Annotated in this window: 15 protein-coding genes; all 15 read right to left on the bottom strand. The window is 63.0% G+C overall.

Annotated elements, in window-relative coordinates:
• Positions 1 to 9: 9 nt before the first annotated feature.
• Entirely contained in the window at positions 10 to 975 is a 966-nt protein-coding gene (locus ML539_RS11780) for a glycosyltransferase family 2 protein (RefSeq protein ID WP_243324073.1), read from the bottom strand.
• Entirely contained in the window at positions 965 to 1,897 is a 933-nt protein-coding gene (locus tag ML539_RS11775; protein WP_243324072.1) for an NAD-dependent epimerase/dehydratase family protein, read from the bottom strand. Before ML539_RS11775 ends, ML539_RS11780 begins: the two co-directional genes overlap by 11 nt.
• Positions 1,894 to 3,159, bottom strand: coding sequence for a hypothetical protein (locus ML539_RS11770; RefSeq protein WP_243324070.1), 1,266 nt, complete (start codon positions 3,157 to 3,159; stop codon positions 1,894 to 1,896). Before ML539_RS11770 ends, ML539_RS11775 begins: the two co-directional genes overlap by 4 nt.
• A gap of 158 nt (positions 3,160 to 3,317) precedes the next feature.
• Positions 3,318 to 4,295 carry a dTDP-glucose 4,6-dehydratase gene (gene rfbB, locus ML539_RS11765; RefSeq protein WP_243324068.1) on the bottom strand — a complete coding sequence of 326 codons (978 nt, stop codon included), beginning with the start codon at positions 4,293 to 4,295 and terminating at the stop codon, positions 3,318 to 3,320.
• 24 nt (positions 4,296 to 4,319) lie between these two features.
• Positions 4,320 to 5,363, bottom strand: a complete 1,044-nt coding sequence (gene gmd, locus ML539_RS11760; RefSeq protein ID WP_243324067.1) for a GDP-mannose 4,6-dehydratase — start codon at positions 5,361 to 5,363, stop codon at positions 4,320 to 4,322.
• A 15-nt stretch (positions 5,364 to 5,378) separates the two neighbouring features.
• Positions 5,379 to 6,218 (bottom strand): dTDP-4-dehydrorhamnose reductase, encoded by an 840-nt coding sequence (rfbD, locus tag ML539_RS11755; protein WP_243324065.1) that lies wholly within the window; start codon positions 6,216 to 6,218, stop codon positions 5,379 to 5,381.
• Positions 6,218 to 6,718, bottom strand: a complete 501-nt coding sequence (locus ML539_RS11750; protein ID WP_243324063.1) for a dTDP-4-dehydrorhamnose 3,5-epimerase family protein — start codon at positions 6,716 to 6,718, stop codon at positions 6,218 to 6,220. Before ML539_RS11750 ends, rfbD begins: the two co-directional genes overlap by 1 nt.
• Before the next feature lie 2 nt (positions 6,719 to 6,720).
• On the bottom strand, positions 6,721 to 7,464 hold the full coding sequence (locus ML539_RS11745) for a sugar phosphate nucleotidyltransferase (RefSeq protein ID WP_243324061.1): 744 nt from the start codon (positions 7,462 to 7,464) through the stop codon (positions 6,721 to 6,723).
• A 2-nt stretch (positions 7,465 to 7,466) separates the two neighbouring features.
• Complete coding sequence (locus tag ML539_RS11740; RefSeq protein ID WP_243324060.1) at positions 7,467 to 8,447, bottom strand: hypothetical protein; 981 nt, start codon at positions 8,445 to 8,447, stop codon at positions 7,467 to 7,469.
• Between the two features lie 114 nt (positions 8,448 to 8,561).
• Complete coding sequence (rpoC, locus tag ML539_RS11735) at positions 8,562 to 12,785, bottom strand: DNA-directed RNA polymerase subunit beta' (RefSeq protein WP_243324059.1); 4,224 nt, start codon at positions 12,783 to 12,785, stop codon at positions 8,562 to 8,564.
• A 42-nt stretch (positions 12,786 to 12,827) separates the two neighbouring features.
• The gene (gene rpoB / locus ML539_RS11730) at positions 12,828 to 17,222 is read right to left on the bottom strand and encodes a DNA-directed RNA polymerase subunit beta (protein WP_243324057.1); all 4,395 of its coding nucleotides are present in this window, start codon (positions 17,220 to 17,222) and stop codon (positions 12,828 to 12,830) included.
• A 371-nt stretch (positions 17,223 to 17,593) separates the two neighbouring features.
• Positions 17,594 to 17,971, bottom strand: coding sequence for a 50S ribosomal protein L7/L12 (gene rplL, locus ML539_RS11725; RefSeq protein ID WP_243288282.1), 378 nt, complete (start codon positions 17,969 to 17,971; stop codon positions 17,594 to 17,596).
• A 47-nt stretch (positions 17,972 to 18,018) separates the two neighbouring features.
• Entirely contained in the window at positions 18,019 to 18,507 is a 489-nt protein-coding gene (rplJ, locus tag ML539_RS11720; RefSeq protein ID WP_243295639.1) for a 50S ribosomal protein L10, read from the bottom strand.
• 10 nt (positions 18,508 to 18,517) lie between these two features.
• Positions 18,518 to 19,210 carry a 50S ribosomal protein L1 gene (gene rplA, locus ML539_RS11715; RefSeq protein ID WP_243288284.1) on the bottom strand — a complete coding sequence of 231 codons (693 nt, stop codon included), beginning with the start codon at positions 19,208 to 19,210 and terminating at the stop codon, positions 18,518 to 18,520.
• A 122-nt stretch (positions 19,211 to 19,332) separates the two neighbouring features.
• The gene (gene rplK, locus ML539_RS11710) at positions 19,333 to 19,764 is read right to left on the bottom strand and encodes a 50S ribosomal protein L11 (protein ID WP_243295638.1); all 432 of its coding nucleotides are present in this window, start codon (positions 19,762 to 19,764) and stop codon (positions 19,333 to 19,335) included.
• Positions 19,765 to 19,859 lie beyond the last annotated feature (95 nt).

Raw genomic sequence — 19,859 nt, 5'->3', positions numbered from 1 at the left:
ATTTAAACTTTATATTTGCTTCGTGTCGCGATTCCACATTTTCCGTGTAGATTTCCCGAAGGCCAATAATAAGGATACCAATTGAACAGGAACTAGGCTTACTACAAGCCCTATCCAAGATGGTAGATGGAATGCTTTTTTAATTTTTTTTCGGTAATTTACCCACAAACGGAAAGAAATTCCTTCATATTTTCTAATTAATAGTAAATTCACTATTCCAAAGAGGTGTGTTTTTGCTGAATGGGAGCGAATAATTTTACTTTTCTCAGTTTCATTGAAAATCAAAATTGACTCTATGAAATTGCTCCAATCGACCACAAATACCTTAATTGCATTTTTAAGCCAATAGCTTTTTTTGTTTTTATTTACATCAATAGTTGTTTCATTAAACCAATATATGTTACCGGAACATCTTGAAAAATATTCAAAGACGACCGCCAATTGAACAAAATTGGGGTATTTTTGAGCATCGAATTCTTTGTTTTTAATTGTGCCCAAAGATCTTGAAGAATATATTGTAGCACCTGTCAAAGTCAGATACCACGTAGTGTCCATCAAGAATTGCTTCCAGTTTCTTATGATACCCGTATGGTAGATGTCATCTTTCACATACGAGTTCAAAAATACGAACTCTGGCTGCGTTTCAAGAGCCTTAAGAATGTTCCCCAGCGATCCGGCCTTGAAAAAGATTGAGTCACCCATGTACCAGATATAATCGGCCTCGGGCCAAGCCAGCGTTGAAATGCAATTCTGATCGTGTCCCAAGGAGGGCGTGTTTCGGCGGTAATGAATCAGATCATATTCCAGCTTCAATAATTCGATCAAATGCCGGGTGTCTTCGTTATCCGAATCATCCGATATGTAGACCGGAACCTGATGAGCTTTCAGTTCAGGAAGCATATGGCGCAGGTTTTCCATCAGCACTGAAGGCCGATTATAGGTTGGAATGGCCAGTGCCAAAGGCTTAGAAGGCATTTCCCCTCAACTCATCTAAGTAGATCTTCAGACCTTCCTCCAACCCCAGGGGATTGAAAGGAATGACAGACCGCAGCTTGGAGATGTCCAGGATGGTGGCTACTGGGTCACACGAGCGGCCTGGCAGGAACTCCAGTCGTGCCTTCACCCCTGCAACACCTTCGATCATCCGGACCACGTCAATCAGGCTATGGCCCCTCCCGCTCCCGATGTTGTAAATCCCCTGGTTCCTTCCTGATTCCATCAGGCCCAGCACACCGCTCACCAGATCGTCCACCAGCAGGTAGTCCCGCACGACACTGCCATCCCCCCAGATCGTCAGCAGGTCGCCTCGCAATATCTTCCCGGCCGCAACCGCAACGAATCCCTGGGCGCCATGGCTGCTCTGGAACCGCCCATAGGGGTTCGAAGGTCGGATGATCAGATAATTCAACCCTTCTTTAACCCCATATTCCCGAATCGTGTCTTCAAGAAGCTGTTTCGATTTTCCATAGTAGCTTAGAGGATCCAGCGGATCACCCTCAGCGAGCGTGGTAGAGGGCCCTCGGCCATAGATGGCCCCTCCTGAGGAAAAGAAAACAAGCCTGCATCCGTATTCACGAAGAACTGGGAGCAGTTCTTTGGTGGGTTTCACAACCGAGTCGATCTCTGCCTGGAAATCGGATTCACCACTGGAAGGCAGAAGGCCTGATACCAGATGGATGACCTCGGTGATACGACCCTGCCGAATGATGTCTTCGATCAGGCTCTTCTCCGAAAGCCCCGCTGAATGGACATTGATGCGATTGTTGAATCTCTCGATTCGCCCAAGGTTCGCATCGGGCAATTCTACGATGGAAGGTTTGTGTCCTTGTTGGATCAGGGATCGAATCAAATTAGCGCCGATAAACCCTGCTCCACCCAGGATAAGCGTTCTGTTCATATCGACATATCCTGGGGCAAGACTGACCCGAGTGGATTTTGATGCTGGCGGAGCAGCCAAAGCCCCCCACCCAATCCGATCAGCCCGACCGTGACGCAATACCACCACGCCAGGAGGACCGGGTGCCCACCCCGCAACAGGAAAGAGCCAAGGGCCACACTAAGGGCCATCAAGATTGAAATTGGCAGAAATGGTTCGCGCTTGAAGGACCTGAGATAAGTGGCGATGGCAGACATGGCCGTATTGAGTATTGCCGAGGTGCCCAAGGGGATCAGAAAGGACCACCTTGGAATCCGTATCGGGATCTGCACCAGATGGACCCCAAGAAAGACAAGGCCAATGCCCACAGCCATCACGGCAGAAATGCCTGAGGATACCACCAGGGTTCTACGGAAATCACGGCTGAGGTGATCCCATTCACCTCGAGCGATTGCTTGTGCCCAGGGATTTTGGCGGATCATTACCCAGGAGGTCGCAAGGGTGCTGACCCCCAAGGCTATCTGCAACGCCATTCCAAATTCTCCGGCGATCTTTGCCCCTTGGAATGCAAATATGACCGGCGTCATGAGCTGGAACGTAATATAACCCGCCATCCAGCTAAGCCCAATCCGCCCCTGGAAAGGCAGAATTGTTTTTCGCCACTTCATTCCGATGGCGGGAATTGTTTTCCAAATTTTCGACAACCTAGCGCCACATATCCAGAACAGTCCAACGGCGTTGACGACGGTTCCTGCTACAGCCATCCAGGCACAGGCCCAAAGATCAGCGCCCAGCCACAGAGCCACAGCGAATACAACCACCCGTACGCCCGATTGGAATGCCCTGATTTTCGCCACCTCTTCGATCGCTCCGATCCCTTCCGCGAACGCATTCAGACCAACCAGTAAGAGCGACGCGGCAGTGGCCAATCCCAGAGCCACCCAGGGGCCAATCCAGGCGACTTCGTGACCGCTTCCCCCTCTCCGCGAGAAGAACCAGGAACCGACAGGAATGATTACAAGTGCGAAGGCGATGGACACTACCCCAAACCACTTCAAAACCACCCGGAAGAAGGATGACAATCGCTCCAGCGCGATCAAATCTCCACACCAGCGACTTTGTCGCCATGCAAGCCGGGAGACCTCGTGTCCGCCAACCGTAATAATAACTGTTGTTGCGCCCATTTCAAGAAAAGCCTGCAATGCAATGAGGCTTTGGAAGGTGTAGTAATACCCTTGTCCCTCAGGAGATAGATACTTCGCCACAAGGAGCAGATTCAGCATCCAACCCCCCGCTGAAATCATTCGCCCGAAGACGGTGATCAATGCGATCCGGTTGTTCCCGATGATGGATCTGACCCTTGCCCACATGCTTACTCCCCCGAGGTAGTGCTAAGGATCTTTCATCCACCTCCGGTTGATCCGAGGTGCGCCGGCAGGGCTCAGTTCTTCGTCAGGTACCAAGCGATCGTTTGTTTAAGCCCATCAACAAAGGTCGCATTCGGGGTCCATCCCAGCTCCCCCTGGATCTTCGTGGCGTCAATGGCGTAGCGCCGGTCGTGCCCGGCCCGATCCTGCACGAAGGTCTTGAGCTTCCGACTGGTGCCCTGGGGGCGGGCCAGGTGCTGGTCCACCAGGTCGCAGAGCAGGTCGATCAGGGCCAGGTTGGTCTGCTCGTTGTCACCACCCACGCAGTAGGTTTCGCCGGCCACACCCTTGAGCATGACAGTCTCCAACGCGGCGCAGTGATCCTCCACGTAGAGCCAGTCGCGGACGTTCATCCCATCGCCGTAGATAGGGATGGGCTCACCCTTGGCCATACGGGTGATGGCCAGGGGGATGAGCTTCTCGGGGTGCTGGCGGGGGCCGTAGTTGTTGGAGCAGTTGGTCGTCACCACGTTCAGGCCGTAGGTGTGGTGGTAGGCCCGCACCAGGTGGTCGCTGCCGGCCTTGCTGGCGCTGTAGGGGCTATTGGGGGCGTAGGCCATGGCTTCATGGAACTTGCCGGTCTCGCCCAGGGAGCCATAGACCTCGTCCGTGCTGATGTGCAGGAAGCGGCAGTCCTTCTGACCGGCCCAGGCCTGGCGGGCGGCCTCCAGCATGGCGAAGGTGCCGCCCAGGTTGGTCTGGATGAAGGCCGCCGGGCCCGTGATGCTGCGGTCCACATGGCTTTCCGCCGCCAGGTGGAAGACCTTCTGCACCCGGTTCTTCTCGATGAGGTGGCGGACCAGCTCCAGGTTCTGGATGTCGCCCACCACCAGCTCCACCCGGTCCAGGCCTTCGAGTTGCTTCGGATCGGCCGCGTAAGTGAGCTTGTCCAGCACGATGATGCGGTCATCCGGATGGTTCCGGTGCCAGCGGTGCACCAGGTTGCTGCCAATGAAGCCGGCGCCGCCGGTGACGAGGATGGATTCGGACATGTTCGATGTTCCTTGGTAAGGGGTTCAGCGGTACCCGGCGCGAGGCGCCTCGGCGTGGCCGGCCTCGCGGAGCACCTGCTCCTTCTGGGCCAGCTTGAGGTCCGAATCCACCATCATGGCCGCCAGGGCCCGGATGTCGGTCTTCGGCTCCCAGCCCAGGATGCGGCGGCCCTTGGACGGATCGCCTTCCAGGTGGTCCACCTCGGCGGGGCGGAAGTAGCGGGGGTCGATCTCCACGTGCTTCTGCCAGTCCAGGTCCAGCCGCCCGAAGGTGAGCCCCAGGAAATCGCGAATGCTGATGCTCTCGCCCGTGGCCACCACGTAGTCGTCCGGCGTGTCCTGCTGGAGCATGCGCCACATGGCTTCCACGTAGTCTCCCGCGAAGCCCCAGTCCCGCTTCGCGTCCAGGTTGCCCAGGAAGAGCTTGTCCTGGAGCCCCAGCTTGATGCGCGTGGCGGCACGCGTGATCTTCCGGGTCACGAAGGTCTCGCCGCGCCGCGGGCTCTCGTGGTTGAACAGGATGCCATTGCAGGCGAAGAGCCCGTAGCTCTCCCGGTGGTTGATCACCTGGTAGTGGGCGTAGACCTTGGCGCAGGCATAGGGGCTGCGGGGCTCGAACCGGGTGCCCTCGTGCTGGCGCGGCTTGGCGCTGCCGAACATCTCGGAGCTGCCGGCCTGGTAGAAGCGGATCTGCTTCTTCGTGTGCTTCATGTAGCTGCGGATGGCCTCCAGCAGCCGGATGACGCCCACGCCCACCACATCCACGGTGTATTCGGGCTGGTCGAAGCTCACGCGCACATGGCTCTGGGCGCCCAGGTTGTAGACCTCGTCGGGCTGGATCTCGTCCAGCAGGTTCCGCAGGGCTCCAGCGTCGGACAGGTCGCCGTAGTGAAGGAAGAACGAGGGATCCGGCGTCTCGCCCACGTGCAGGTGGTCGATGCGATCCGTATTGAACAGGCTGGCCCGCCGCACCACACCGTGGACCTGGTAGCCCTTCGACAGCAGCAGCTCGGCCAGGTAGCTGCCGTCCTGGCCAGTCACGCCGGTGATGAGTGCGGTCTTCTGCATAAAATCCTCAATCAGTTAGACGGCCAAGCCGGATTCGACGATTTCGCGCAATCCGTCACGCCACTCGGGCATGAGGTCGGGGCCGAGGGTCCTGCGGCGGCTTCCGTCGAGGACGGAGTAGGCGGGGCGCCGGGCCGGGGTGGGATAGTCGGCGGTGGTGCAGGGATGGAGGTCGGCGGATATCCCCTTGGCCTCGAAGATGGCCTTCGCGAAGCCATGCCAGGTAGTCTCACCAGCGCAGGTCGTGTGCACGAGGCCCCGCCAGCCCTGCTCGGCGGCCAGCTTGAGCTGGCGGGCCAAGGCCCGACAGGTGGTGGGGGCACCCCGCTGGTCGTCCACCACCCGAAGCGACCGGCCCTGGGCGGCAGCGTTCAGCATGGTGTTGAGGAAGTTCTTGCCCCAGGCGTCGTAGAGCCAGCTGGTGCGGGCGATGAGGTGCCGGGAGCAGCGGGCGGCCTGGCGCTCGCCTTCCAGCTTGGTGCGGCCGTAGACGGACACGGGGTTCGTGGGATCGTCCTCCCGGTAGGGGCGGGTGCCCGTGCCGTCGAAGACGTAGTCCGTACTGACCTGGATCAGCATGGCCTTCTGGGCCTCGCAGGCCTCCGCCAGCCAGCCCACGGCGGTGGCGTTGATCTTCTGGGCCAGCTCCGGCTCGGACTCGCAGCGGTCCACCTGGGTGAAGGCACCGCAGTTAATCACCACGTCGGGATGAACGCCGGAGATCACCGAATGGATGGCTTCCTCCCTGGAGAGGTCCAGCACCGATTCCTCGGGAAGCTCCAGCTCGTGGTCCGCCCAGACAAGGCGGATGGCGTGGGCCAGCTGCCCCGAGGCGCCAGTGACGAGGACGCGCATCAGGCGTGCACCCGGCGTGCGCGCTCGTCCTTCACAAACGGGTTCTCGGGATCGTCCTCGTGGCGGATCTCGTCGATGGGCTCGGCCTTGCCCTGCCCCATGAACAGGCGGTCGGGGCAGTTGATGACGAAGCCGGGCTCGGCGCTGATGCAGCGGTAGCAGTGGACGACGCCCTTGGGGATGATGGCGGAACCGGGGTTGTTGGCGCCCATGGCCACTTCCATGCGGTTCCGGAAGGTGGGGCTGTCCGGGCGGTTGTCCCAGAGGGTGAGCTTGAAGTCGCCGGGGCCCACCCAGCAGAAGAGGTCTGCCTGGTCCACATGCTCGTGGGGTCCCCGCAGCACGCCGGGGTTGGTGACACTCACGTACGACATCTCAGGCCGGAACCAGGCGGGCAGCTCGTCGTGGCGGAAGATCTCCGCCAGCCACCCGCGCTCATCCACGAACTTGCGGAAGGAGGTGATCACCACGCCCTCAATGGGACCTTTCTGGAAGGCCATGGCTACTTCCCTCCGTTGGCCTGGGGGAACGGCGTCGCCTCCCGGATGGCCAGCTCGTTCGCGTGAGCCAGGCTCGGGAAGGTGCCCGCGTCGGTCCACCAGCCCTGGAGGGTGCCGAAGCTGAGCTGGCCCTTGGCGATGTAGGCGTTGTTCACGTCCGTGATCTCCATCTCGCCACGACCCGAGGGCTTCACGGTGCGGATGATGTCGAACACGGTGGCGTCGTAGAGGTAGATGCCCGTCACGGACAGGTTGGACTTGGGCGCCTTGGGCTTCTCCTCGATGCCCAGCACCCGGCCATCCTTCACCTCGGCCACGCCGTAGCGCTGGGGATCTTCCACGGGCTTCAGCAGGATGCGGGCGCCCCTCCCCTGCTTGTCGAAGGCCTCGACCTCGGGCTTCAGGCTGTCCTGAAAGATGTTGTCGCCCAGGATCACGCAGATGGGGGATCCTCCAGCGAAGTTCTCCGCCAAGCCCAGGGCCTGGGCGATGCCGCCGGCCTCATCCTGGACCTTGTAGGTGAACCGGCAGCCGAAGTCCTTCCCGGAGCCCATCAGGGCGACCACGTCACCCATGTGCTCGGTGCCCGTGACGATGAGGATCTCCGTAATACCTGATTCCACCAGCTTCCATAAGGGATGCCAGAGCATCGGCGCTGGGCCCACGGGCAGCAGGTGCTTGTTCGTCACCTTGGTCAGCGGGAACAGGCGGGAGCCGGTGCCCCCGGCGAGAACGACGCCCTTCATGATCACTCCTGGATGGGGGTTGCGGATTCGTCTTCATCGGCCAGCAGGCGCGTACGCACCCACTCGCGGTTGAGCCAGGTCCATCCGCCGGCGCCCACGAGGAGCGCCGCCAGGATGACGATCACCGACCGCGCCGGCTTGCTTTTGTCGATGGGCAGGTTGCCGGGATCCAGCAGGTTGAGAATGGGGATATCGTTCTTCTCTTCCAGCAGGGCCTGCTCGCGGTTCATGGCAAGGGTGGTGACGAGCTGCTGGCGGAGGCGGAGCTCGTTCTCCAGGCGGGTGCCCTTGAGGCGGACGGCGGGATCGCCGCTGCTCTGGTAGTTCCGGTTGCCTTCCAGGAAGCGGCGGAAGGCCTCCTCGGCCTGGTCCATCTCCGTGCGGGCATCGGCCAGGCGGGCCTCGGCGAAGAGGGCTTTGGCCCCGCCGCGGGTGTGGCCCTTCTCCTGGAGGAAGGCCTCCAGCAGCTTCCCGGCCCGCTGCACCACCTGCTGGGACAGCTCGGGGGATTTCGTCTCGGCGCTGAGGGTGATGACCTTGGACTTCAGGTCGCGGGTGGCGGAGAGGACCTTGCCCAGCTCCTTGACCGCCCGGTCCATGTTCTTTTCGTCCACGTAGGCGTAGAGGGTGCCTTTTTCGAGGCGCTCGGCGCCGAAGCGCCAGGACCTCGCATGGTATTGGAACTCGGTCTGGAGCAGCTGCTCCTTCAGCCAGCGGCTGTTGAGGATGTCCACGAAGTTGGCATCGTTGCCCTCGCCCCCGGGCACGCTGACACCGAAGGCCGCGGCGGCGGTGGCCAGGCCGCCGAGGCTGCCGCCCAGTCCCTTGGATTCCACCGGCAGGAGCCGGGCCTCGGAGCGGTAGTAGTTCGGCAGGAAGAGGGTGATGACTGCCGTCGCCAAGCCGGCTGCCAGGGCCCACTGGAGGGGCTTCTTCAGGCTGGCTTTGAGGTCCAGGGCCGGGATTGTCGACGAATTGGGCATAAGGGCATAGGTTACCAGAACCCCGGCAGGGACTGCCTCGCAGATCCTGTGCTGGATGCCACAAAACAAAGGGCAGGATCGCTCCCGCCCTTGCCGGTGCTGTGAAGATTGCGGCTACAGGTCTTCGCCGTCGATCTCGGTCATGCCCTGGAGCTCCTCGACGTGCTGGGCCATGCGGGCGTATTCGTCGTCGAAGTCCTCGCCGCCCTGGAACTCGTTGGGGGTGGGCTCGGGGTACTCGCCCTCCTCGATCTCCAGGTTGCGGTAGTGGGCCATGCCGGTGCCGGCGGGGATGAGCCGGCCCAGGATGACGTTCTCCTTGAGGCCGCGGAGGTAGTCCACGCGGCCTTCCAGGGCGGCCTCGGTGAGGACGCGGGTGGTCTCCTGGAAGCTGGCGGCGGAGATGAAGCTCTCGGAGGTCAGCGCGGCCTTGGTGATGCCGAGCAGCAGGGGCTCGCAGGTGGCGGGCTGGCCGCCCTCCTTCATGACCTGCTCGTTGATCTCCTTGAAGCGGTGCTTGTCCACCTTCTCCTCGACGATGAGCGGGGTGTCGCCCACGTCGGTGATGAGGACCCAGCGCATCATCTGGCGGATGATCACCTCGATGTGCTTGTCGTTGATCACCACGCCCTGGGCGCGGTAGACCTCCTGCACCTCGTTGACGAGGAAGGCCTGGAGGGCGCGGTCGCCCTGGACCTTGAGCAGATCGTGGGGGCTGACGGCGCCCTCGGTGAGCTTCTCGCCGGCGCGGATCTCGTCACCGTCCTGCACCTGGATGTGCTTGCCGCGGGGAATGAGGTACTCGCCCTTCTCCCCGGATTCGGCCTCGACGATGACCTTCTGGTTGCCACGGACGCGGTTGCCGTACTTCGCGATGCCGGAGACTTCGCTGATGATGGCGGGTTCCTTGGGCTTGCGGCCCTCGAACAGCTCGGTGACGCGCGGCAGGCCGCCCGTGATGTCGCTGGTCTTGGCCTGCTGGCGGCTGGTCTTGGCGATGACGTCGCCGGGCAGCAGCTCCTGGCCCTCCTCCACCTCGATGTAGGCGCCGGTGGGGATGTTGTAGCGCTTGAGGACCTTGTGGTTGTCCCCCTTCACGTTGATGTGGGGGTGGATCTTGTCATCGGTGGGATCGATGACCTTCTTGCGGAAGTTCCCGGAGATCGGGTCCTTCTCTTCCTGGTAGGAGACGTTGACTTCGAATTCCTTGAAGTCCGCGACGCCGCCCACTTCGGTGAGGAGCACGTCGTTGTAGGGATCCCACTCGGCGAGGACGGTACGGGGCTCGACGGCCTCCTTGTCCTTGACCTTGAGGATAGCGCCGGAGGTGATCTTGTAGCGCTCGCGCTCGTTGCCGTCCGCGTCGGTCACCAGGAGGTAGCCGTTGCGGGTGAGGGCCACGGTCTCGCCCTTGCGGTTGACCACGGTCTTGCCCTGGAGGCCTTCGTACTTCACGATGCCGGCGATCTGGGCCTCGTGGGTGCTCTTCTCAGAGGTTCGGCTCGCGGCGCCGCCCACGTGGAAGGTGCGCATGGTGAGCTGGGTGCCGGGTTCGCCGATGGACTGGGCGGCGATGACGCCCACGGCCTCGCCGAGATCCACCAGGCGGCCGGTGCTCAGGTTCAGGCCGTAGCACTTGGCGCAGATGCCGCGCCGGGCCTCGCAGGTGAGGGCGGAGCGGATCTTGACCTTGGCGATGCCGCTGGTCTCGATCTTGAACGCCAGCTCCTCGGAGATGAGGGTGCCCGCGGGGGCCCGCACGATGGACGGATCGTAGGGATCGACGATGTCCTCGAGGCAGACGCGGCCCATGATGCGGTCGCGCAGGCGGGAGCGGATGGTGCCGTCGCTGTTGACGATGGCCTCCACCTCGATGCCGCCCAGGGTCTCGCAGTCGTCCTCGTTGACGATGACGTCCTGCGCCACGTCCACCAGCTTGCGGGTGAGGTAGCCGGAGTCGGCCGTCTTCAGCGCGGTGTCCGCGAGGCCCTTGCGAGCACCGTGGGTCGAGATGAAGTACTGCAGCACCGAGAGGCCTTCCTTGAAGTTCGCGGTGATGGGCGTCTCGATGATGTCGCCGCTGGGCTTGGCCATGAGGCCGCGCATGCCGGCCACCTGGCGAATCTGCGTCTTGGAGCCGCGGGCGCCGGAGTCGGCGAGGATGTAGATGGAGTTGAGGAACGTGTCGTTCTCGTTCCGCTTCTCCAGCTCCTTCATCATGTCGCTGGCCACCTGATCGCTGGTCTTGGACCAGACTTCCAGGATGCGGTTGTAGCGCGTGGAGGAGTCGAGGCGGCCCTCGTAGGCCTCCTTCTCGATGGCGCGGACGTCCTCGGTGGCGCTCTTGAGGAGCTTGCCCTTGGTGTCAGGCACGACCAGGTCGTCGATGCCCACGGACACGCCGGCGCGCATGGCCCACTGGAAGCCGGTGTCCTTCATGGCGTCCAGCATGCGGATGGTGACCTCGGGGCCATTCAGCTTGTAGGCGCGGTTCACGAGGGAGAGCAGGCCCTCCTTCTTGAGCAGGCCGTTGATGAAGGGCAGCTCGGCGGGCAGGGCGCGGTTGAAGAGCACGCGGCCCACGGTGGTGGTCTTGAGCTGGTTCTTCACGGTCTCGGCGGGCGCCTCGAAGACTTCCTGCTCGGAGTTCTTCTTGGGGTCCTTCGCGTGCCAGGCCTCGGTGTCCACCCACTCGCCGGTGTAGCGCAGCTGGATGATGGCGTGGGTGTCCACGACGCCGGCATAGTGGGCCGCAACCACGTCGTTGACGCTGCTGAAGACCATGCCCTCGCCCTTGCGGCCGGTGCGCTTCTTGGTGAGGTAGTAGCCGCCGAGCACGATGTCCTGGCTGGGCACCACGTTGGGGCGGCCGTTGGCGGGGTTGAGGATGTTCTGGGTGGACATCATCAGCACCTTGGCCTCGATCTGGGCCATGGGGCTGAGGGGCACGTGCACGGCCATCTGGTCGCCGTCGAAGTCGGCGTTGAAGGCGGTGCAGACCAGCGGATGCAGGCGGATGGCCTTGCCTTCCACCAGCACGGGCTGGAAGGCCTGGATGCCGAGGCGGTGGAGGGTCGGGGCGCGGTTCAGCAGGACCGGGTGGTCCTTGATGACCTCTTCCAGCACGTCCCACACCTCGGGACGGCCCTCTTCCACCATCTCCTTGGCCTGGCGGATGGTGGCGGCGAAGCCCTTGTGCTCGAGCCGGTTGAAGATGAAGGGCTTGAAGAGCTCGAGCGCCATCTTCTTGGGCAGGCCGCACTGGTGCAGCTTGAGGTCGGGGCCCACCACGATGACGGAGCGGCCCGAGTAGTCCACGCGCTTGCCGAGCAGGTTCTGGCGGAACCGGCCCTGCTTGCCTTTGAGGGCGTCGCTGAGGGACTTCAGGGGGCGGTTGCTGACGCCGCGCAGGAGGCGGCCGCGCTTCCCGTTCTCGAAGAGGGCGTCCACGGCCTCCTGCAGCATGCGCTTCTCGTTGCGCACGATGACGTCGGGGGCCTTGAGCTCTAGCAGCTTCTTGAGGCGGTTGTTGCGGTTGATGACGCGACGGTAGAGGTCGTTCAGGTCGGAAGTGGCGAAGCGGCCGCCGTCGAGGGGCACCAGGGGGCGCAGCTCGGGGGGCAGCACGGGCACCACGTCGAGGATCATCCACTCGGGCTTGTTGCCGGAGCGGTGGAAGGACTCCGCCACCTTGAGGCGCTTGGCGATCTTGCTGCGCTTCTGGCTGGAGGTCTCCTTCTTCATGAGGTCGCGGAGCTCGATGGTCAGCGCCTCGATATCCACCTGCTTGAGCAGCTCCTTGATGGCCTCGGCGCCCATCTGGGCCTTGAAGCCCTCGCCGTGGAGGCTGCGGGCCTCGCGGAACTTGTCCTCGTTGAGGATCTCGCCTTCCTTCATGCCGGTGCCGCCGGACTCGGTGACGGCGTAGGCCTCGAAGTAGAGCACGCGCTCAAGATCCTTCAGGGGGATGTCCAGCAGGTAGCCGATGCGGCTGGGCACGCCCTTGAAGAACCACACGTGGCTGACCGGGCTGGCCAGCGCGATGTGGCCCATGCGCTCGCGGCGCACGGACTTCTTGGTGACTTCGACGCCGCACTTGTCGCAGGTGACGCCTTTGAACTTCTGCCGCTTGTACTTGCCGCAGAGGCATTCCCAGTCGTTGACGGGCCCGAAGATGCGGGCGCAGAAGAGGCCGTCGCGCTCGGGCTTCAGGCTGCGGTAGTTGATGGTCTCGGGCTTGGTGACCTCGCCCTTGGACCAGGAGCGCATCTTGTCCGGGCTGGCCAGGGACACCCGGATGCACTCGTAGGCGTTGATGTTCTGCTGCTCAGGATACATGTGGACCTCTCAGGATTCGTCGGGAACGGATGCGGAAGGAGATCAGCCTTCGATGGTGAAGACTGCGGGTTCCTCTTCCGTCAGGCCTGGATCCAACTCCTCGCGGGTGAGCATCTCGACATCGATGCACAGCGCGTTGAGTTCCTTCTTCACGACGTTGAAGCTCTCGGGGAGGCCGGGATCCTTGATGGTCTCGCCCTTGATGATGGCCTGGTAGATCTGGGTGCGGCCGTGCATGTCGTCGGACTTGTAGGTGAGCAGCTCCTGCAGCACGTGGGCGGCGCCGTAGGCCTCGAGCGCCCACACTTCCATCTCGCCGAAGCGCTGGCCGCCGAACTGGGCCTTGCCGCCGAGGGGCTGCTGGGTGATGAGGCTGTAGGGCCCGATGCTCCGGGCGTGGATTTTGTTGTCCACCAGGTGGTGCAGCTTGAGCATGTAGACGCAGCCCACGTTCACGGGCTGCTCAAAGGCCTCGCCGGTCATGCCGTCGAACAGCATGGTCTTGCCGGAAATGTCCGGCCCCAGCTTGCCGTTCTTCTCCCAGGCCTGGGTGAGGAAGCCCTTGATGTCCGCCTCGCGGGCGCCGTCGAAGACGGGCGTGGAGAAGTGGACGCCGAGGGTCTTGCCGGCCCAGCCGAGGTGGCACTCGAGCACCTGGCCGATGTTCATACGGGAAGGCACGCCGAGGGGGTTCAGCACGATGTCCACCGGGCGGCCATCGGGCAGGTAGGGCATGTCCTCCACGGGGAGGATGCGGCTGACCACACCCTTGTTGCCGTGGCGACCGGCCATCTTGTCGCCGACCTGCAGCTTGCGCTTCACGGCCACGTAGCACTTCACGGTCTTGAGGACGCCCGGCATCAGCTCGTCGCCCTTGAGCAGGCGCTCCATGCGCTCGTCGAGGATGTTGCGCAGGACCTTGAGCTGGCTCTCGGTCTTGTCGAGGATGTCCAGCACCTCGGTCTCGATGCGGCTCTTGCCGGCGGCCACGGAGATCTGCCGGAAGCGGTGGTAGGGCACGGCCTCGAGCATGTTCTGGGTGAGCTTCTTGCCCTTGGGCAGCAGCTCCTTCTGGCCCTTGTCGTCCGTGAGGGTCTCGGAGAGCTCCTTGCCCTTCAGCAGGGCCACGATCTTCTTCTTGGCCTCGGCGCGGATGATGCGCTCCTCGTCGGAGAGGTCCTTCTCCCACTTGGCGATCTGGTCGCGCTCGATCTGCTGGGTGCGGAGGTCCTTCTCCTGGCCCTTGCGGGTGAACACCTTGATGTCCACCACGGTGCCCTCGATGCCCGGGGGCACCGTGAGGCTGGCGTCCTTCACGTCGCTGGCCTTCTCGCCGAAGATGGCGCGGAGCAGCTTCTCCTCGGGGCTGAGGATGGTCTCGCCCTTGGGCGTGACCTTGCCCACCAGGATGTCGCCGTGGCGCACGGTGGCGCCGGTGCGGATGATGCCCGACTCGTCGAGGTTCTTGAGGGCCTCCTCGCGCACCTGGGGGATGTCGCGGGTGATCTCTTCGGGGCCCAGCTTGGTGTCGCGTGCGTGGACCTCGAACTCCTCGATGTGGATGGTGGTGTAGAGGTCTTCCTTCACCACGCGCTCGGAGATCAGGATCGCGTCCTCGAAGTTGTAGCCGCGCCAGGGCATGTAGGCCACGACCAGGTTGCGGCCCAGGGCCAGCTCGCCGTGGTCGGTGCAGGGACCGTCGGCCAGGATCTGGCCCTCGGTGACGTACTCGCCCTTCTTCACGAGGGGCATCTGGTTGAGGCAGGTGTTCTGGTTGCTGCGGGCGAACTTCACCAGGGTGTAGATGTCCACCCCGGACTCGATGCCTTCGGTCTCGGGGTCATCCTCAACACGCACCACGATACGGTTGGCGTCCACGGTCTCCACGATGCCGGAGCGGCGGCAGACCACGCAGGCGCCGGAATCCTTGGCGGCCACGTACTCCATGCCGGTGCCCACGATGGGGGCCTCGGTGCGGATGAGCGGCACGGCCTGGCGCTGCATGTTGGCGCCCATGAGGGCCCGGTTGGCGTCGTCGTTCTCGAGGAAGGGGATGAGGCTGGCGGCGACGGAGACCACCTGCTTGGGGCTCACGTCCATGAGCGTGACCTTGTCGCGGGCGACGATCTTGGTCTCACCGGCGACACGGACCGTCACGTCCTCGTCGAGGATGGCGCCATCGGCGTCCACGGGGACGTTGGCCTGCGCGATGACGTGCTCGTCCTCCTCCCAGGCGGAGAGGTAGAAGGCATGCATCTCGAACTTGGCGGCGCGCTTGCCGGCCTTGGTCAGCTTCTTGTTCTCGGCTTCCAGGTCCTCCAGGCGGACCACGTCCATGTAGCCGAACTTGGAGTCGCCCACGCTGGTGACCTTGGCGAAGTGGACGATGCGGCCGTTCTCCACCTTCAGGTAGGGGCTCTCGATGAAGCCGAACTCATTGATGCGGGCATAGCAGGAGAGCGAGCTGATGAGGCCGATGTTCGGACCTTCAGGCGTCTCGATGGGGCAGATGCGGCCGTAGTGGGAGGTGTGCACGTCGCGCACCTCGAAGCCCGCGCGGTCGCGGCTGAGGCCGCCCGGTCCGAGGGCCGAGAGGCGACGCTTGTGGGTGATCTCGGACAGCGGGTTGGTCTGGTCCATGAACTGGGAGAGCTGGCTGCTGCCGAAGAACTCCTTCATGGCCGCGATGACGGGCTTGCTGTTGATCAGGTCGTGCGCCTGCAGGGGGCTGTTGGGATCCTGCGCGATGCTGAACTTCTCCTTGATGGCGCGCTGCACGCGCACCAGGCCCACGCGGAAGCCGTTCTCCAGCAGCTCGCCCACGGACCGCACACGGCGGTTGCCCAGGTGGTCGATGTCGTCGGCGCGCACGGGGGCGATCTCGCCGATGTCCTGGCGGGTGGTGTCGTACTTCTTCAGGCGCAGGAGGTAGTGGACGGTCGAGACGAAGTCGTCCGTGCCCAGGGTGCGGAAGTCCAGGTCGGTGCTGAGGCCCAGCTTGGCGTTGATCTTGTGGCGGCCCACCTTGCTGAGGTCGTACTTCTGGGGGTCGAAGAACATGCCGTAGAGCAGCTTCTTGCTGGATTCCAGCGTGGCGGGCTCGCCGGGCCGGATCTTCTTGAAGAGCTCCTTGGCGGCTTCCTCGCTGTCCTCGGTGTGGTCCTTGGCCAGGGTCTCGGAGAAGATCTTGCCGGTGAGGTCGGCCTCGGGGAAGCAGACGTCGAAGGACTGCACGTCGTTGGCCAGGAACATCTCCAGGTGGGTCTGGAGGAAGGGCTCGTTGGCCTCCATGAGCACTTCGCCGGTGCCCATGTTCACGATGTCCTGCAGCAGCACGGCGCCGTCGAGCATCTCGCGCTCCACGGGCACGTCCTTGATGCCCGCCTTCTCCATCTGTTCTAGGACGCGGCGGGTGATCTTCTTGTCCTTGGCGAGGATCTCTTCCTTCGTCTTGGGGTGCTTCACCGCCTCGCCGAGCTTGCGGCCCACCAGCAGCTCGCTCACGGCCACGCTCAGCTTGCCCTTCTTGAGGAAGAAGGTGGCGGGGGCGTAGAAGTGGCGGAGCATGGTCTCGTTGGAGCCGAGATCCTCGCTGAACAGGCCCAGGGCGCGCATGAAGGTGGCGCCGAGGAACTTGCGCTTGCGGTCGATGCGAGCGTAGAGCAGGCCCTTGGAGTCGAGCTCGAACTCGATCCAGGAACCGCGGTAGGGGATGATCTGGGAGCTGTAGAGGCTCTTGTCCGGCGCGATGCTGAAGAAGACGCCGGGGCTGCGGTGCAGCTGGCTCACGATCACGCGCTCGGTGCCATTGATGATGAAGGTGCCGCGGTCGGTCATGATCGGCAGGTCGCCGAAGTAGACTTCCGAATCCTGGCTCTGCTTGAAGCGCCGGTTGCCCTTGTCGTCCTTGTCGAACTGGTTGAGACGCACGCGGATCTTCAGGGGGGCGGCCATGGTGGCGCCGCGCTCGACGCACTCGTCCATGCCCATCTTCTGCTTCATCGAGACGGGCTCCTGGCACACGTCACAGATGGTCGCGGCGTTCTTGTTGCGGGTGCCGCACTTGGGGCAGTCCACCGTGGGATCCTTCGGGTGGTCCGACACGATGCTGTGCCCGCACTGCTTGCAGCTCGTGCGGAGATGCTCCAGGCCCAGGTACTTCTCGCACTTGCAGGCCCAGTGGCCCACGGTGTAGTCGAGGAACTCGACTTCGAGGGTGGCGTCGGTGCCATCGGGGTTCTTGCCGTTGTGCACGGGGAACATCGACTCGAACACGGCCTTGAGGCCGCGGGATTCCCGCTCGCTGTGGAGCAGGTTCATCTGGAGGAACTCGTCGTAGCTCCGCTTCTGGATGTCGATCAGGTTCGGGATGGGGACCAGGGACCGGATCTTCGAGAAGTTGTGGCGCTGGCGGTAGATGTTCTGCTGAACACTCATGGTTCGCTCCAGATGAAGTTGGCGGAACCTTCGATGAACGGCGCGCGACGCAGTGGGGCGGTGTCGCGGGCCTTGAGCAAAGACGGCGATGCCCCCGGAGCCGCGGCCCCGGGGAAGGGATTCAGAAGTCGGCGACGCGGATCAGGCAGGCACACGCACCGAAGGCCACCCCGCCACCCATCGGTGGAGGGAGCGGCCCAGCAAGGTGATTGGCGCTGCGGCGGAAGGCGTTTCGCAACCAGGGGCCTTTGAAGGTGGCGGGACCGCCCGAGGGGCCGGGCGGAAGGAATAATCGTACCATGTCCAGACAAAACCGCAAAGCGCAAGGTGCAGGAGGCACCCCACGCTTTGCGTTAGTGCAGGAAAAGGAACTACTTGATCTCGACCTTGGCGCCAGCGGCTTCGAGCTTTTCCTTGATCTTCTGAGCCTCGTCCTTGGCCACGCCTTCCTTGACGGGCTTGGGGGCGCCGTCAACGAGGTCCTTGGCCTCCTTCAGGCCCAGGCCGGCGACGATCTCGCGGACGGCCTTGATGACGTTCAGCTTGTTGGCGCCGGCGTCAGCCAGGATGACGTTGAATTCCGTCTGCTCTTCGGCAGCGGCGGCCGGGGCGGCCCCGCCGGCGGCGGGAGCGGCCATGGCGGCGGCGGAGACGCCGAAGCGCTCCTCGAGGGCCTTGACCAGGTTCGCCAGGTCAAGGACGGTCATGGTTTCGATCTCAGCGATGAGCTGGTCGGCGGTGAGAGCCATGATGGCCTCCTACATGCGATGAAAGGTTTTGGATTCGGGGTTGGGAACTACTCGCCGGCCTTCTGCTTGCGGATGCCATCGAGGGCGACCGCCAGACCGGAGATGGGGTACTGCATGAGATAGAGCAGCTTGGCGATGAGCACATCGCGGCTCGGCAGCTCGGCCAGGGTCTGCAGCTGGGCGGCGTTGATGGCCTTGCCGTCCATGATGCCGGCCTTGAAGGTGGCAGCCGGGTTGTCCTTCAGGAAGCCGTTGATGGCCTTGGCCAGGGCGACGACGTCGTCCTTGGTGGTGGCCACGGCGCTGTTGCCCTTGAAGGAACCGCCGAGGCCCTCGAAGGTGGTGTCCTTCACGGCCAGGCGGAGCAGCGTGTTCTTGCCGACGCGGTAGTGACCCTTGCTCTCGCGGATGTTCTTGCGGAACGCGGTGTCCTTCTCGACCCCGAGGCCCTTGAATTCGATCACGACGGCCGAGGTGGCCGTGGCGAAGGTCTCCTTGAGCTCGGCGACTTCAGCGATCTTCTGGTTCTTTTCCATGGTCGGCCTCCTACTTCTCAACGCTTGTGGTGTTGAGGGTGACCGAGGGGCCCATCGTGGAGGCGATATACATCGTCTTCACGTACTTGCCCTTCGCCGTGGCGGGCTTGGCCTTGTTCACGGCATCGATGAGCGCCTTGGCGTTCTCTTCCAGCTTCTCGACGCCGAAGGAGAGCTTGCCCACGGGCGCGTGGATGATGCCGGTCTTGTCGACGCGGTACTCCACCTTGCCGGCCTTGATCTCCTTGATGGCCTGGGCCACGTTGAAGGTCACGGTGCCGGTCTTGGGGTTGGGCATGAGGCCACGGGGGCCCAGCACCTTACCGAGACGGCCGACGCCCTTCATCATGTCGGGGGTCGCAACCAGGGCATCGAAGTCGAGGAATCCGCCGGCGATCTTCTCGACCAGCTCGTCCCCGCCCACGATCTCGGCGCCCGCCGCTTCCGCTTCCTTGATCTTCTCGCCACCCGCGATCACCGCCACGCGCATCGTCTTGCCCGTTCCGTGGGGCAGGACGATGGTGCCGCGGACCATCTGGTCCGCGTGGCGGGGATCCACGCCGAGCCGCATGTGCACTTCAACCGTCTCGTCGAACTTGGCGTAGGCCGTGTCCTTCACGACGGTGAGCGCATCCTTGAGCTCGTAGGGGCGATCTTCGATCTTGGCCGCGGCAGCCCGGTACTTCTTTCCAGGTTTTGCCATATTGGCTCCTACTCGAACGATCTCCCGCGATGACGGTCGCGGTGGCCGGGATCACTGCACGACGCAGTTCTCCAACAGGTGAATCGAAACGCTCGCGTGGGCTTGGGACCCACGCGAAAAAATCAATCGATGACTTCGACGCCCATGGAGCGCGCGGAGCCGGCGATGGAACGGACGGCGGCCTCGAGGCTGCCGGCGGTGAGGTCGGGCATCTTCACCTTGGCGATCTCGGCGAGTTGCGCCTTGGTGATCTTGCCGACCTTCTGCTTGTTGGGCGTGGGGCTACCCTTGTCCAGGCCGATCTTCTTCTTGATCAGCACCGCGGCGGGCGGGGTCTTGAGGATGAAGCTGAAGCTGCGGTCGGCGTAGACGGTGATGACGACCGGGAGGGTGGTGCCCTTCTCCACCGCGCCCACGGACTTCGCGTTGAACTGCTTCACGAACTCCATGATGTTCACGCCGTGCTGGCCCAGCGCGGGACCGACGGGAGGGGCCGGCGTGGCCTCGCCCGCGGGCAGCTGCAGCTTGATGTAGCCGGTGATCTTCTTTGCCATGTCATTGCTCCCGCGGGGGATTCCGGCGCATGCCGGCGACGCCCGCCTTGTAGGGTGGGGATCCTTCGGATCGCCCAGCCGGGTTGAAAACGTCC

The organism is Geothrix sp. SG200 (assembly GCF_022808935.1).
GTDB lineage: Bacteria > Acidobacteriota > Holophagae > Holophagales > Holophagaceae > Geothrix > Geothrix alkalitolerans.
Note: the sequence above shows the minus strand (reverse complement) of the source record. Positions and strands in the feature narration are given on the sequence as shown.

Coding starts and splice junctions, on each gene's coding strand:
- gmd (WP_243324067.1), bottom strand. CDS start 5,363: ATGCAGAAGACCGCACTCATCACCGGCGTGACTGGCCAGGACGGCAGC.
- rplA (WP_243288284.1), bottom strand. CDS start 19,210: ATGGCAAAACCTGGAAAGAAGTACCGGGCTGCCGCGGCCAAGATCGAA.
- ML539_RS11745 (WP_243324061.1), bottom strand. CDS start 7,464: ATGAAGGGCGTCGTTCTCGCCGGGGGCACCGGCTCCCGCCTGTTCCCG.
- ML539_RS11780 (WP_243324073.1), bottom strand. CDS start 975: ATGCCTTCTAAGCCTTTGGCACTGGCCATTCCAACCTATAATCGGCCT.
- rpoB (WP_243324057.1), bottom strand. CDS start 17,222: ATGAGTGTTCAGCAGAACATCTACCGCCAGCGCCACAACTTCTCGAAG.
- ML539_RS11770 (WP_243324070.1), bottom strand. CDS start 3,159: ATGCTGAATCTGCTCCTTGTGGCGAAGTATCTATCTCCTGAGGGACAA.
- rplK (WP_243295638.1), bottom strand. CDS start 19,764: ATGGCAAAGAAGATCACCGGCTACATCAAGCTGCAGCTGCCCGCGGGC.
- rfbD (WP_243324065.1), bottom strand. CDS start 6,218: ATGCGCGTCCTCGTCACTGGCGCCTCGGGGCAGCTGGCCCACGCCATC.
- rpoC (WP_243324059.1), bottom strand. CDS start 12,785: ATGTATCCTGAGCAGCAGAACATCAACGCCTACGAGTGCATCCGGGTG.
- ML539_RS11740 (WP_243324060.1), bottom strand. CDS start 8,447: ATGCCCAATTCGTCGACAATCCCGGCCCTGGACCTCAAAGCCAGCCTG.
- ML539_RS11775 (WP_243324072.1), bottom strand. CDS start 1,897: ATGAACAGAACGCTTATCCTGGGTGGAGCAGGGTTTATCGGCGCTAAT.
- rplL (WP_243288282.1), bottom strand. CDS start 17,971: ATGGCTCTCACCGCCGACCAGCTCATCGCTGAGATCGAAACCATGACC.
- rplJ (WP_243295639.1), bottom strand. CDS start 18,507: ATGGAAAAGAACCAGAAGATCGCTGAAGTCGCCGAGCTCAAGGAGACC.
- rfbB (WP_243324068.1), bottom strand. CDS start 4,295: ATGTCCGAATCCATCCTCGTCACCGGCGGCGCCGGCTTCATTGGCAGC.
- ML539_RS11750 (WP_243324063.1), bottom strand. CDS start 6,718: ATGGCCTTCCAGAAAGGTCCCATTGAGGGCGTGGTGATCACCTCCTTC.